The organism is Vibrio bathopelagicus, from assembly GCF_014879975.1.
GTDB lineage: Bacteria > Pseudomonadota > Gammaproteobacteria > Enterobacterales > Vibrionaceae > Vibrio > Vibrio bathopelagicus.
Genome location: NZ_CP062500.1, coordinates 1,463,212 through 1,477,684 on the forward strand (window position 1 = coordinate 1,463,212; position 14,473 = coordinate 1,477,684).

The 14,473-nt window shown below is 43.1% G+C and carries 13 protein-coding genes and 1 pseudogene; 6 read left to right on the top strand and 8 right to left on the bottom strand.

Annotated elements, in window-relative coordinates:
* Nucleotides 1-473 precede the first annotated feature (473 nt).
* A complete protein-coding gene (locus IHV80_RS06545) occupies nt 474-1,619 on the top strand; it encodes an MFS transporter (RefSeq protein WP_192890492.1) in 1,146 nt (381 codons plus the stop codon).
* Between the two features lie 283 nt (nt 1,620-1,902).
* Here IHV80_RS06545 and IHV80_RS06550 read toward each other — a convergent pair whose 3' ends face one another.
* Both IHV80_RS06550 and IHV80_RS06555 read right to left on the bottom strand, forming a co-directional pair.
* Nucleotides 1,903-2,157, bottom strand: a complete 255-nt coding sequence (locus IHV80_RS06550) for a hypothetical protein (RefSeq protein WP_086713162.1) — start codon at nt 2,155-2,157, stop codon at nt 1,903-1,905.
* 461 nt (nt 2,158-2,618) lie between these two features.
* Nucleotides 2,619-4,127, bottom strand: a complete 1,509-nt coding sequence (locus tag IHV80_RS06555) for a DUF3360 domain-containing protein (RefSeq protein ID WP_086713164.1) — start codon at nt 4,125-4,127, stop codon at nt 2,619-2,621.
* Nucleotides 4,128-4,721: 594 nt separating this feature from the next.
* Here IHV80_RS06555 and IHV80_RS06560 point away from each other — a divergent pair.
* The 3 genes from IHV80_RS06560 (at nt 4,722) to IHV80_RS06570 (ending at nt 6,675) form a co-directional block, all read left to right on the top strand.
* Nucleotides 4,722-5,060: a cytosolic protein gene (locus IHV80_RS06560; protein ID WP_192890493.1), complete on the top strand. Its 339-nt coding sequence runs from the start codon at nt 4,722-4,724 to the stop codon at nt 5,058-5,060.
* A gap of 96 nt (nt 5,061-5,156) precedes the next feature.
* Nucleotides 5,157-6,029 (top strand): patatin-like phospholipase family protein, encoded by an 873-nt coding sequence (locus IHV80_RS06565; protein ID WP_192890494.1) that lies wholly within the window; start codon nt 5,157-5,159, stop codon nt 6,027-6,029.
* 19 nt (nt 6,030-6,048) lie between these two features.
* A complete protein-coding gene (locus IHV80_RS06570; protein WP_192890495.1) occupies nt 6,049-6,675 on the top strand; it encodes a type II secretion system protein in 627 nt (208 codons plus the stop codon).
* Between the two features lie 16 nt (nt 6,676-6,691).
* Here IHV80_RS06570 and IHV80_RS06575 read toward each other — a convergent pair.
* The 3 genes and pseudogenes from IHV80_RS06575 to IHV80_RS06585 all read right to left on the bottom strand — a co-directional run.
* Nucleotides 6,692-6,775 (bottom strand): annotated as a pseudogene (locus tag IHV80_RS06575) (Lrp/AsnC family transcriptional regulator); the annotation flags it as partial.
* 125 nt (nt 6,776-6,900) lie between these two features.
* A complete protein-coding gene (locus tag IHV80_RS06580) occupies nt 6,901-7,908 on the bottom strand; it encodes a tetratricopeptide repeat protein (protein ID WP_192890496.1) in 1,008 nt (335 codons plus the stop codon).
* A gap of 302 nt (nt 7,909-8,210) precedes the next feature.
* Nucleotides 8,211-9,110 carry a LysR family transcriptional regulator gene (locus tag IHV80_RS06585; protein ID WP_192890497.1) on the bottom strand — a complete coding sequence of 300 codons (900 nt, stop codon included), beginning with the start codon at nt 9,108-9,110 and terminating at the stop codon, nt 8,211-8,213.
* 104 nt (nt 9,111-9,214) lie between these two features.
* Between IHV80_RS06585 and IHV80_RS06590 the strand changes: the two genes are divergently transcribed.
* Nucleotides 9,215-10,150 (top strand): NADP-dependent oxidoreductase, encoded by a 936-nt coding sequence (locus IHV80_RS06590; RefSeq protein WP_192890498.1) that lies wholly within the window; start codon nt 9,215-9,217, stop codon nt 10,148-10,150.
* 249 nt (nt 10,151-10,399) lie between these two features.
* On the opposite strand, the gene IHV80_RS06595 is transcribed toward IHV80_RS06590, so the two are convergent.
* Nucleotides 10,400-10,855, bottom strand: a complete 456-nt coding sequence (locus IHV80_RS06595; RefSeq protein ID WP_060981796.1) for an Lrp/AsnC family transcriptional regulator — start codon at nt 10,853-10,855, stop codon at nt 10,400-10,402.
* A 142-nt stretch (nt 10,856-10,997) separates the two neighbouring features.
* On the opposite strand from IHV80_RS06595, the gene IHV80_RS06600 reads away from it, so the two are divergent.
* Nucleotides 10,998-12,809, top strand: a complete 1,812-nt coding sequence (locus tag IHV80_RS06600) for a PLP-dependent transferase (RefSeq protein WP_192890499.1) — start codon at nt 10,998-11,000, stop codon at nt 12,807-12,809.
* Nucleotides 12,810-13,003: 194 nt separating this feature from the next.
* On the opposite strand, the gene IHV80_RS06605 is transcribed toward IHV80_RS06600, so the two are convergent.
* Complete coding sequence (locus IHV80_RS06605; RefSeq protein ID WP_192890500.1) at nt 13,004-13,246, bottom strand: hypothetical protein; 243 nt, start codon at nt 13,244-13,246, stop codon at nt 13,004-13,006.
* 144 nt (nt 13,247-13,390) lie between these two features.
* A complete protein-coding gene (locus tag IHV80_RS06610) occupies nt 13,391-14,371 on the bottom strand; it encodes a GlxA family transcriptional regulator (RefSeq protein WP_192890501.1) in 981 nt (326 codons plus the stop codon).
* Nucleotides 14,372-14,473 lie beyond the last annotated feature (102 nt).

A 14,473-nucleotide genomic window follows, 5' to 3' on the forward strand; every position in this document is an offset into this window, starting at 1 on the left:
AACTTTCTCAACTGAGTTTTTGCTCTACTTTGTAGGGTTTGATGACAGGTCAGATTCTTTGTAAGTGTTAGATTGGTCACTTACATTTTCAAGCTCTTGTTGGTAATGGGAAAGGGGAGGAACTGAATCCGGATCGTGACAAGTACAGCTCTATATTCAGCGACAAATAATAATCTCCAATGAATTTCTCAAAGAAGTAAAAGCTCTCTGAATACTTACCAATCTCAAGAAATAACATTCTAAAAATGATCGTGTAACAACCTGTTAACTGGTTGTATTGTCGCTGTGTTATCTGTCTTAGTTGCATATCGTTACCAAGCTCAGAACATATCATTACTTTTGAGGATTTGAATATGAACAGAAAACTAATAACGGCTTTATTCATGCGCGATCATATTCAAGGTTTTCTTTTAGAATCGGCGACTTAAATGACTCTTTGGCTAAGGCTTTTAACATCGCGGAGCTCATTCGCGATGTTGGTCATTATCGCTATCGCGTCAGTGATAGCGAATACGGGCTGGCGAGTCGTGATGAATAATTTCGCTGTCGATACTGTTGGTATGACTGGGGCTGATGTGGGTGTACTGCAGAGCGTTAGGGAAATCCCAGGCTTGCTCTCATTTACCGTTTTGTTTCTGTTGTTCATCGCGTCAGAACAAAGAGTCGCGGTATTGTCGATTGCAACATTAGGGCTAGGCGTTGCGGTAACTGGTTATTTGCCTTCGATTTATGGCTTCTATTTCAGCACGACGATCATGTCTATTGGTTTCCATTATCTAGAAGCGGTGAACAAATCACTCTCAACACAATTGTTAGCGACTGAGAACTTTAGCGAATCAATGGGAAAGATTCGCTCTGCCGCCTCGTTTTTCTCGATGGTGACTTTTCTATGCATTATGGTCGCGAGCTATCTGTTTGATGTTTCAGATAAGGCCATTTTCTTTACTTGTGGAGCAATATGTTTCTGGCTAGCGGTCTATTTGGTCACGTTCCAAGATACTCACACAGAGGTTAAGCAACACACCAAACTTATTGTACGACGTGAGTACACGACCTATTACATTTTGACCTTTTTAAGTGGGGCAAGAAGACAGATCTTTGTGGCATTTGCTGGCTTACTGATGGTGGCCAAGTTTCAATATACCATCTCGATGATGGCCGCACTGTTCATGGTCTCCAGCTTAGCTGCGACGCTTGCTCTTCCTTATGTTGGGAGATTTATCGATAGAGTAGGAGAGAGGCAAGCTTTGATCATTGAGTATGCCGCGTTAGTGTTGGTGTTCCTATCTTACGCATTTGTGGATGATCATTATGCGGCCGCGGGACTGTATGTTATCGACAGTATTATTTTTAGTTTTGCGATAGCTTTAAACACGTACTTTAAAAAGACAATTAGGGAAGATGAAGTGGCTTCAATGGCGAGTTTGTCGTTCACCATCAATCATATTGCAGCGGTGTTCCTACCATTTTTGTTGGGAATTATCTGGATGTCTGGTTATCAATGGGTATTTGTTACAGGAGCAGTGATAGCTTTGATTAGCTTGTTGGTATCGCTGACCATGGGCACTACGCTGCACCAGCGGATTAATGGGTTTGATAAGCTACAGAAACGGGTTTGATAAGTTACAGAAATAATAGCGACTCTCATCAAGAACTACACATTTTACATCGAAGGCTTAGGTCATTTGCCAATGTTAGAGCAATCAGAGCAGTTCAACACAACGCAGATGGAAGCGGTTAAGTCGGTGTCTAAAATTGACAGTGCAGGTGATGTTTAGGAGCGAATAGTGAGGCCAATACCATTGTCTTCGGTATCTCATGAACTGATTGGCTTTAAGCAAAAATAAAAGTCAGTACAATTGAAAATTAATTGTACTGACTAATGATGATAAGAAATAGAACCTAGATTGACAACCCACCAGCTCCCGCTGTCGCAATCCCTATCCACATTTGTGATTTCGCTAAGACTCTTAATTCATCACCATGAATGGATTTAAACGTTTCATGCGCTACTTGGCCATTTTCAGCATCTATAATGTCACCTATGAGCTCAAAACCTTGATCAATGAGTTGTTCGTTTTCCGTTGTAAATGAAGGGCTATGTACATCTAAATGAACTAATATTTTATCTTTTTTATAAAATTGAAATGAAGCCATATTTACATCCTAATTGGTCATTAAACGATCAAGATCATGGTAATTTATAGGATGCTTAACATCAATTGATTCTATAAATAAAAGTGTGTCCGAATATTTAGAGCTTCTTATCTACTTGGCTGATTATAAATGGGGGTAGAACGTAAGGAGATCGCGCGTATTTCTCACAAACTTGGAGAATAACGAGTCATTAAATTCAATAACTTTTCATTCGATAGTTTCATGACTTAAAAAGGATATATGGATAGAGAGGGCCACTTCCCAATACTAGATCAAATAGATCAGTTAAATACAAGGTTGATGAAAGCGGTTAAGTCGGTGAAATAGGGTGCTTATCAACGTTCGGTAGATAAAACGAAGGCCTCGCGTATGCGAGGCCTTTTTGTGTTCCGGCCGAAACCTAATAATGGAGAGGGTCGAACATTCGATAACTCTTATTTAAAGGAACTCTTATTTAAAGGTTAACGAAAACTCGGGATAATCGCTGGGATTCCTGGTAGAAGGCCAACCAATGCCATCACACCACTTAGTACAATAAACATAGCTCCAGGTAACACCCAACGGTTCATTTTACTCAGTTCACTGCTACGTTCTTTACAACCGACTAAGCCTAAGTTATCTAACAGCATGGTGAGAGCCCAACCAAATGCAGGGTTAACGAGCGCTGAAGAAAACACAACAATTGCTGCTGATTGGGTGGTTTTCCCTTCACGTGTCATTTCCATTCCAGCTTCTAGCAATGGCACAAATACGCCAACAATTAACGCGACACAAAGTACAGGCTGCCATATAGCTAAATCCATCGGGTAGCCCCAAACAGCGGCGATAATACAGAACAGAGCCGTGAGCAATGCGCCAGCAGGAATAGGGCGTTTAGCAATTGCTGCAGGGACGATATAAGTACCCCATGAAGACGTAAAGTTAGTACCGCCAAGTAGAGAACCGAACGTTTGACGAATTGATGCCGTGGTCATGGTGTCATCAATGTTCATGTGTACTTTTTCGGTACGTTCTGGATAGCTGATCTTTTGGAATACTTGATGGCCTAAGAAATCTGGTGACCACATAGCCACAGCTAAAATAGCAAACGGCAATACCACCATGAAATGTTCAATCGTTGGTAGGCCTAGCATCCAACCTGTATCTTCTCCCCACCAATACATAGGGTTCATGTTAGGCAAGCCTGGTTCAGTGTGGAAAGCAAATGGGGCACCCATGGCAAATGCAATCGTACCACCTAGCAAGCAGCTAAGAGGCACAGCTAACCAACGCTTACGGAAATGTTCCAATAACGCGTACAAAATAATGGTGCAAAAGATCACGACAAACGCGATGTGACTCATACCGATTCCTTCAGCCCAAGCGAAGAGTTTTTTCACTTGAGAAGCAGTTCCAACAAAGCCAAGGTAAAGTAATAAACCGCCACACACACCTTTACTGGTGAGGTTGGCCAACATGCTGCCACCTTTACTGATGGCTAAAATTAGGCCAAAAGCGCCAATCAACAAGCCAAAGGCCATAGGGTGTCCGCCGGCTGCAACGACAATCGGAATTAAAGGGATGAGTGGGCCGTGTGTACCTGCGAGGTTCGCGGTCGGCAATAAAAAGCCAGAGAAAAGAATGATGAAAACAGAGGCGATGAGTAGTTCATAACGAACGTTTTCTAAAATGAAGCCTTCATCTAGCCCTAGAGCCCCGGCAAATGTTGCTGCAATGGCACCCACCATAACAACTTTACCGATGGTAGCCGCCATCGCTGGGATAGTATCTTCTATCTCAAATCGATAATCTTTAAACGGCAAATTAGGACGCCAGCGTTTAGGCGCCATGATTTGTAATTCATGCTCTAAATATTGTTCGCGGGAATCAAATTCCGATCTTGGTTTGTGTTGTTGTTCATAAGTGAGTTCATCCTCATTGGCTTGAGGCTTATCTGCTTGTATATGTACGGACTCTAAAGTACTGCTCATGTTGATTCCTTTCGTTCACACTCTAAGGTGTGTTATTCCAACAAACGTTATTAACTCACGGCACGAAGATTTAGCTGAGTTGCTATAAAGTTTCTGCCACGAAGAACTCGATGACTGTATTTTATATATGAGCAGATTTATTATTAATAAGTGAAATTAACTCACCATCAAATACGAATAACAAATCAACCTATAATTAAAAAAATCATGATGATTCAGTAGTTAGTACCTTATACCAAACCAAAAAAAACAAATAGTCTCAGTTAGTTAGACATTAGTCGTAGAGTTAGACGACTAGTATGCGACCCTGTAGGGAATAGGCATTTATTCAGAAATAATTAAGTAATGTTCGGCAATAAATGGCTTGATTTTAACCCCCCGAGAAAATCTATCGACTCATGCTTGGTTGCATGTTTGACTGCGTTCTTGGTGTGATTTGATAGTGAACATCTGCTCCAGTTTTATGCCGGATATATTGGGGCGATAAACAGTGTCAGGCCTTGCCTTTTGCCACTAAATCTCTACTACGTTCTGCCCCTGATAGTGATAGAATCTCCGCATCATAATTATCGAGAAACTAGGTATTTATAAACAATGTTTATCCATCACGTTAACGGCATCGACTGGCTGGTGATTACAGCTTTTGAAGAACTGAAAACTATGTTTATCGAAGATGCTGGTCCCATCCCATCTTACTTCTCTACCGCCAGTGAATTAAGCCTGATTGATCAAGCCAAGCGCAGCTATGGATTTTTGCCTACACTCCGCGGTGTGGTCACCGATACCGGCACGTATCAAAGTAAAGATCTGGAAGAAGATTTGAACCCACAGCTTGCGTGTATCGTTGAAGGGCGTGGTCGGGTGTTTATCTATCACGGCGACTATGTGGCTTTTGTGGATGACGAGCAAACCTTCATTACCCGAATGGACTGAAAATGATTCAGTAACTTGAAATGGGCAAATCAGTATTACGGCTACAGGGTTTTACCCAAAGATTTGAAAGAACTAATGAATTAAAGGATTAGTACGATGGCAAAAACGATCTCATTGGTACTTGGTAGTGGTGGCGCTAGAGGCTTAGTTCACGTTGGCGTTATCCGCTGGCTGATTGAACATGGCTATCAGATAAAATCCATCTCTGGCTGTTCAATTGGCGCACTTATCGGTGGTGTTTACGCGGCAGGTAAGCTAGATGAATTTGAAGAGTGGGTCACCAGTATCGATCAATCGGATATGGCTATGATGTTGGACTTTTCATGGCAATCGAGTGGTATGTTTAAGGGCGATAAGATCATCGACACACTGCGTGGATTAATCGGCGAGATTTCAATTGAAGATCTGCCTATCCCTTATACCGCAGTTGCCGCTAACGTCGCCGATGAAAAAGAGGTTTGGCTGCAATCAGGTTCTCTGTTCGATGCCATTCGCGCCTCTATCTCTTTGCCACTATTCTTCACACCTCATGTCATCAATGGCGAAGAGCTGATTGATGGCGGAGTACTTAATCCCGTACCGATTGCGCCTACCTTTGGGGACAATACTGACTTTACGTTGGCTGTGAACTTAGGTGGTGAACCTGAAATGGTACAACAAGAGGTGCCCCCTGTTTCTTTACCAGCGAAAGAGGGCAACTTACACGACAAGGTCGTCCACTTTATCGATAATCTAGGTAGCAGTGTAAAAAGCAAAATGAGTTTTAACTTTGCAGCTTACGACATTGCCAACCAAGCGTTTGATGCGATGCAATCGACTATTGCTCGCCAGAAATTGGCCGCTTATCCTGCCGACATTACGCTTGAGATCCCACGCAATGCCTGCGGCACCTTAGAGTTTGAACGCTCACAAGAGATGATAGATAGAGGCTACCATTTAGCACAGGCTAAACTCGGCAACCGGCTTTAAGATGAGAGACAGAAAAGACATGTTGAAATTGTTGCGCCAGATGAAAAAGTGGAAACTTGCGTCGCTTAGCTTGATCATTCTCGTTGCCACTTTCTTTATCTATCATCAGTTCGGTAACAGCATGTCCCGTGCCGATGAGGCAAAATTTCTAATCGGGCAACTTAATACTGTCTTGGATGCTGCTGAGCAATATTCTCATGATAATGGTTCTTTGCCCCCAATTACTTCCGATACCGACACTAAATTCGGCTACTTAAATATCAATCAATTAATCGAGAATCCGGGCGTATCAACATGGCGAGGACCATATCTAGCTTTTGACGATACATGGATTGGTGGTGATCAGTATATTGACCACCCAGACTACATAGCAACGCAATTACTGCTTAAGGAAAAGGGGAGTCAGTGGGTACGAGGAAGCTCAGAAACCGGCTGTAATGCGTCGTCACCAGCATGCTCTCTTGCGGCTTGTATTTGGTTGGTGCCAACAAAAGTCGCACAAGAGATTAATCAGATTGTGGACGGAGATACGAGTATAGAAAGCTCGGATGCGACAGGAAAAATACGTTACGACAACACTTTTGGTGGCGCTCTTGTATGTATGATTGGAGATGATTTCCCAATGCCTTCGACACAGCCAAATTAAGTCGTTTCTTATTACTCACTGGCCGCTTCGTTTTTGTTTTTACCTGACCGAAGGCGAAGCCGGACTCGATAGACGCAATATTGGGAAACGAGTTGTTCTGTAGATAAAATTAAGGCCTCGCGTGTGCGAGGCCTTTTGATTTTAGGGTAATAACAATAAACTAATCTTTAATAAATTATTGGGCAGAAGGGTTCTAGTCCATACAAATTAGAGTCGTTGTTATCCTTACCAGATATCTTCAATTAAAGAGTCTTTGAGCTGCTCTGCTGCTGCAATGTTTTCTTTCGACATATATTGCTTAACGTCAATTATCTCTTTCTCTGCATCCGAGTTTCCGTATTCCTGCGCGACTTCAAACCATGCTAGCGCTTTAACAAAATCGCTCCATGTACCGTGACCATTACGGTAGGCGTAACCAACGGAATACTGACCATAATCGTTGCCCTGCATAGCGGCGCTAGTGTAATACTCTAATGCTTTTTTTGCGTCTGTAGTTTTGAAACCACAAGGCTTTTTGTACCGAGTAGAAGAGTAAATATCACCCATCTTTACATAAGAAAGTGTATGTTCATCTTCTTCAATGGCGTTGCTAAATAATTGCATCGCTTTAGAACAACTCTTTTCAACGCCTTGTCCATTTAGGTAAGAAATACCCAAGTTGTACATGGCACTTGCATCACCTAAGTTTGCTGATTGCTCAAACCAATAAGCAGATTTAGTGAAGTCCTGAGCGACGCCTTGACCTTCATCGTATGAAAACGCGAGTTGATACATAGCGTCAGAATAACCCGCTTGCGCAGAAGCGAGGTAATAGTCGTTGCCTTTTTTAAGATCGACAGGTGACCCTTCGCCATCAAAATACATTACGCCTAATGAATAGAGCACATAGGGGTCTTTGCTCGGTTCCGCTTTATGGTACCAAGCCAGTGCTTTGTCGTACTGTTCGTCGTAGTAATACTTATCTGCCAAGGTAATGATGGCTTTCACCTCACCAGATTCCGCGAGTTGATTCATGTACTCATAACCGCGCTCTATGTTCTCTTCATACATTGAATCTTCAATCAAAAGGTTAGCAGCCTGCATCACCAATTCGTTATCACTAGAATTTTCTGCCGTCTTTAATAGAGTGAGCTCTTCGCCTTCAAAAACTTCAATCTCAAGATCGTATGCAAAAGCATTGGCTGACAACACCAACGACAGTGACGTTAAAAAAGCACAACTTTGTTTCATCATTTAAGCCATTTGTTATATTAATTAAGTTTCACATAAATATAACAAGATAACTTTGAAAATAAAGGAGTTTTAGGGATATCGGCCTCTGGGTTTACGACAATGAGACCTAGGGCATTTCCGAATGCTAGAGCAGCTAGAATAGTTAAACCAACCTCTGATGAAAGTGATTAAGCCAGTGAAGTAGTGTGGGGGAATTGTTAGACAGATAAAACTAAGTCTCCTCGTTTACGAGGTCTTTTTGTTATAGGTCGGAATATTAAGGGAGCTTAATTTAGTGGTTGAACCCTATGTGAGCTCCTTTATTAATGGCAAGGGTCAACTCCGAGTAAGAAGTCGATGACACAACGTGTTCGTTTTGGAACTTGGTGCCGAGATGGATAGAGCAGAGACACGGTTAGTTCTGGTCCCTGCAGCTCCGGCATTATGGATACGAGTTGACCAGATTCAATTTCAGCATGCATGGAGCTTGGCAAAATTACTCCAATGCCCAGGCTGTAGAGGAGCATCTGCTGGATAATGTATGGAGAGTTACAAGCATAAAGCCTCTTGGGTTTGATTGTGACTCTGCTATCTTCGCTTAGATAGAAGAGCTGAGAACCGTCATTACTAACCTGAGAGAGTGTGAGCCAATGGTGATTTTCTAATTCACTAATACTTTGTGGCTTGCCGTACTTTGTAATGTACTCGGTGCTCGCATAAATTCCCGCTCTCTCTCTGCGTAAGGTGCGAGTAACTAGAGAACTATTTTCACGAAAGCTAGTTCGAATTGCGAGATCAACGTCTTCGTTGATCAAGTTTGAGGTATTGTCGTTCAGAATGAGGTTAAGCATAATTTTTGGAAAGCGTTTCTTAAATTCTTCCAACTTTGGGAGTAAATAAGATTGTGCAACATCGTTTGATAGCGACAAGGTCACTTTACCAGAAGGCTCCTTTGATGAGGCTATATCATTGACGCACTCGACGAGTGAAGGTAATGCTTTGGCCAGTTCATGAACCTTTACGCCTTCTTCTGTGAGAGATAGTTTTCTTGTTGAGCGTTGGATTAGCCGCACACCTAATATTTCTTCTAATTGAGCGACTTGCTCACTCACCCGAGAACGACTTGTATTCAAAGCCTTTGCTGCTTGAGCAAAGCTGCCTCTCTCGATTACTGTGGCAAATATGGCTAAGTGCTTCAATTTTGAATGGTCAATTGTACTCAAAATCAGAACTCCTCATTCTAAAAGTAACGTCTACTGGGTTGTTTTAACTTTACCTAATATGGTCATCGAAAGAAAACTATCAGTAGAAAAAGAGGAAAATTACTATGAAAGCAGCTCGTATACACACTTATGGTGGCGCTGAAGTACTAACCATCGATGATGTAGAAAAGCCAACCATTACTGACGAAGAAGTGTTGGTAAAAGTGATCGCTAGTTCGATTAATCCATTAGATTGGCTACTTCGTTCTGGCGAGCTGAAGGACCTAATTCCAGTGTCATTCCCTCACACACTAGGTTGGGATTTTTCGGGAATCATTGAAAAAGTAGGATCCAAGGTAACAAAATATGCGGTGGGGGATGCCATCTATTCACGGCCAGAGGTTTCTAGGCACGGTTCTCATGCTGAATATATTGCGGTTCCTGCTGTTGATATTGCAATCAAGCCTAGAACTGTCTCGTTTGCTTCTGCAGCGTCACTTCCTATTGCATCCATTACGGCGTGGCAGGCATTGTTTGAAAAAGGGGAGCTAAAAAAAGGACAACGTATATTAATTCATGGTGGTGCTGGTAGCCTTGGTGCTATCGCGGTTCAACTAGCAAAAGCCCAAGGAGCCTACGTGATTACGACTGCAGCAGAGAATGATCACGAGTTTGTCAGGTCTTTAGGAGCAGATGAAGTGATTGATTTTCGAAAAGTGCGTTTTCAAGATGTGGTAAGCGATGTGGATGTAGTGCTTGATACGATTGGTCGTCAGGTACAGGTGGATTCTTACGCGGTGTTAAAACACAAGGGGATTCTTGTAGCTGTAAATACCTACCCAGACTTGGAGCTTGCCAAATCATACGGTGTTGAAGCGCGATTTTTGTCCATTAAACCTAATGGTAGTCATTTGAAAAAAGTCGCGGAGTGGGTCGACAATGGTCGACTGCGTCCCATTGTTGGGCACGAATATTCGTTTGAGGACATTGCTCAAGCTTACAGCTTAAGTGAAAGTGGAGCAGCTAAAGGGAAAATCGTTCTGCATGTGTCAACTCCTTGATACTATTGCCTTTCTACAGAATGGCAACGTGACGCTTATGAAAAATTCATGAGTTGATATGAAGGGGGAAGTTGATTTCGCATTTGTTAGTAGTGAACTGATTTGCAACTGCTGAACGATACAACTAAGGCCTCTCGTTTACGAGGCCTTTTAGGTTTTTCGGAACGTTCTAACTCTGAATTGGGGCGATTTCTTTCAGTGCAATTCATGCTCCAGCGAGCTTTAAACCCAAACAGCTGCGCCCCACATTTACCTCACTGGCAGCTTAGTTTTTGTTTTTACCTGACCGAAGGCGAAGCTAGATTCAATAGAAGCAATATTGGGCAGGCGGGTTAATTGTTTACGGATAAACTGCTCGTAGCTTTTGAGCGATTCACTGACCACATGCAGCAAATAGTCGTGATTGCCTGTCATCAAAAAGCACTCTAATACTTCATCAATCACTTCAATGTGCTGCTCAAAGTCTCGCATGTTTTCTTCTGTTGGCTTTTCGAGCTTCACCAACACAAACACATTAACCGGCAGTCCACACGCCTCTTGGTCTACACTGGCGTGATAGCCACGAATAATCCCTTGCTTCTCTAATGCTCGAACTCGGCGTAAACAAGGAGAGGGCGATAGTGCCACGCGATCAGCCAACTCTTGATTAGTAAGCCGAGCGTTGCTTTGCAGTTCAGCCAGTATTCTTTTATCGATCTCATCCATTGGCATATTCCATCAATATTTAATTCCATTTGGCAATATTATTGCTCAAAGTGTATGTCTTACTTCGCAAATAGCAATTTTTAACATCTGCGCAAAACTAAAATTAAAGGAGGAACAACAAGCATGGAATGACTTAGGAATTATGAATACTTCAACTCAACTTAGCCCGCTGCGTAAAACCACCAAGCACGAACAAGCAGAAGCTCTTGCCATTGAGCAGGCAAAACACTTTGGTATCGACCCAAATAGTGATTACGGCGTCACGCTGATTGAACTGGCGACGACCCTGTACAAAGCTAATACCAAGACACACGATCTTTGGGCATTGACGGTTGATGGCTTATCAGATCTCGACAAGAGTGACCGGATCGCTTGGTTTAACGCTAAACGTTTTTTGTCATTCCAGATCGCTAAGATCCTCGATAACCTGCAAAACCCAATGCGCGCCACTTACCAATCTATTGCTACCAATAATGGCAATTTTGCTTCAAAAGGTGCGTATCCTATCTTCGATAATGTTGCTGCTATCTTCTCGGCAAGCCCAGTGATTACGCGCACCGCGACCTATTTGTTTGCGTGTACTGAATGGATTGAAGACGCGTTCAACGGTAAAGAGCCGCTACACGATATCTATTCTCGACTTCTCAACCCAACATCGATTTCACTGGCGAACCACATGGTTGACATTGAGGCGGGCTCCAGAGCTAACGAGTACCTCGCATGGAACTTTAACTCCGGTATGGCGGCTATTGATGGGTTGTTGAGTCATTTGCTCGGGCATGAAGACATTGTCTTGGCCTCACGCAATATCTACGGCGGTTCTTATCAGCTGTTGGAAGATTGGTTTGGCAAGCCTTCGAATCTAAATGTTGCGGTAGAGTGGGTCGATGGTTACTCAGGAGATGAGTTTGCGGCTCGCCTTGATGAGGTTGCTGAAAAATACGCAGATCGCCTCGCCGCGGGTAAGAAGATCTATGTCTACCTAGAGTCACCGTGTAACCCGCACGGGTACGTGTTAGATGTAGCCAACATCAGTAAAGCTGGTCACCTTCGAGGTTGGGACGTAATTGTCGACTCAACAGTGGGTACACCATTGTTGCACCCAGTACTAAAACGCGATGATGTGATGGAAAGACCAGATTATGTCATTCACTCCTACACCAAAGAACTAGCGGGTTCAGGTACCACAACCGCTGGGGTAGTCATCGGACGCAACGAGACCATGTTTGTTCCAAAAGGAGAAGAGGTCACCTGTACCAAACCCAACGGCGATGAGGTCACTATTCCATGGAACGAAACGCTGTTTTGGAATGTGTATTACATCAAAGGCGCATTCTTAGATGCAGACAAAGCGTTCGAAGTGCTCAATGGTATGAAAACGTATGAGATGCGCGTGGTGCAGAAAACCATTAATACTCTGACTCTGGCGAAGATTTTTGATGCTCACCCTGACATCAACGTATCGTGTCCTGCTTTGCCAGATAGCGATAACTATGAACATTGTCAGAACAACATGTATTTGGGATTGCCAGCGGCATTATTTACTATCGATATGGAAGGTAACGGCGATCGTGCGCCAATCAATCGTGATGGGTTCAAACAGTTCTTCGATATGCTTGAGCCAGCAATCGGCATGCAAGTGAGCCTGGGGCAAACTAATACGGTGGCGCTGTGTCCGGCACTGACAACGCATTCAGAACTAAGCGATGAGGCACTCAATGAAGCAGGGATCAAACCGACCACAATGCGTATCTCTATTGGCTTGGAAGATCCGCGAATGTTCATCGCTCATATTATCGAGGCGGCCAAATTGTCGATTGACCGTAAACACGCCGATTTCTCATCGAGCTTCCCTAGTGGTGACAGTATCGATCAAATCTATATGCAAACCTATATGGATGTACACCAGAGGTTTGTGAAGAGCTTGCCGAAGTTCAGTCAGCTTACTCAATAACTTTCGTCAATAAGCCAAGTCAGTGACGTAGGGAGCTGTAATCGTTAGAGAATAGCTGCACCGCTAGATAGAAAACTAAGGCCTCGCATGTGCGAGGCCTTTTGGGTTTCGGAGAGTGGCAATAAATCTGTTTCGAATAAACTTTTGAAGACTACGGTTATCGAATTTTGAATCCTCGTTTATCCATTTACTTACTATTTCGGCTGGTGGCCAGTCTTCTTGGCAAGCTCTTGCATAGCCTCAGCAAAGGTTGTTGTTCCGCCTTTCGCTTTAACCTGTACCACTTTATATCCTAGATCTTCCAGTGCTTGGCGCTCTGCTAAAACCGCTTTATCGTCCTGTTGACTACCTTGTACAGGATGATGAATGTAGCACCCTTCTAGTTGACCATCTTCGATCAGTTGGTGGTGTTTCAGTGCATTGATATCAAAATTCATAGTCAGTCTTTTCGTTTTAAATGGAGAGTCTCTGTGGCAAAGGCCTCAGGTATCTATAATTTTATTGTTTGTACCATACGGCATTTTAACGACAAGAATCTAGTGTAAATACAGTAATTCAATTGCAGTAAGCCGGCCTCTATACTAAAGCCTCATGGAATTACGACGGCATTGGTTTGGAGTCATCCCGAATCTTTTGCGGAAAATTTTACACAGGTAGCTGGTGTCCTTTACACCGATCTCATCCGCCAGTTGTATCAAGCTATGATTAGAATGGATTAATCGCCACTGCACGTGCTGTAGACGTAATTCTTGCCAATACTGATGCACAGATACATCAAACTGTTGTTGAAAAAGGCGGTCTAGTTGTCGGCGGCTGAGGCCAATAAACGTTCCTATCTGATCTACCGTGGTACCTAGTGCTAAATGTTCCTGCATTAATGAGATTGCGCGGTCGACGTGTCGATTTTGGTAATTGCCATGCTGTGAGGATTTTAAACGGTGGTGATTACTGCGGCTCTCATCAACAAGCATATCGGCTAACCCTTTTTCAGCTTTGATTTGACCGACATGGTTTTGCAAAATAGCGACGAGAAGATCGATAGTCGCGCTACCCCCCGTGCAACTGATGAGTTTTTTGTCGAAGTGATAAAGCTGCTCATCACGCACAACCACTTTGGGATAAGTCGCTTTAAATTCATGATGATGCCTCCAGTGAACCACGACCTGATGTTGGTTTAACAACCCTAGCTCTGCAAGTGTAAAACAAGCGTTATCGATGCTAATAATGTTGATAGCAGTCGATACCACCTTTCTAAAAAAAGTTCGATAAAGATCGGCCTGTTGTTGTGACTCCAGAGCACTTCGACTGCCAAATAAGACAACGTAATTAACGTCCTTCAATTCGATAGTATCAGGGGTAAGGTCAACCATAATGGGGATGTTACTGCTAGAAGTGACCAACCCTTGAGTGTGGGACATTATCTGCCAAGAGCAATAGCGTTGCTGGCTGAGATCTGCGTCATCTGCCGAAAAGCGCAGTTTGTCTAGAAACGCGCCGAAGGGGAACATGTTGAAATTATTCAAGGGTATTAATAAAAACCGGACGCCTTTGGATTGGCTCATAGGAATGGCTCTTGATGTCTAGATAGTAATATTTTACGTCCATATATTACCGTTATCAATTCGATTTTCGAAGGATACTAGCGACAGGTTAAGTTGTCTTTT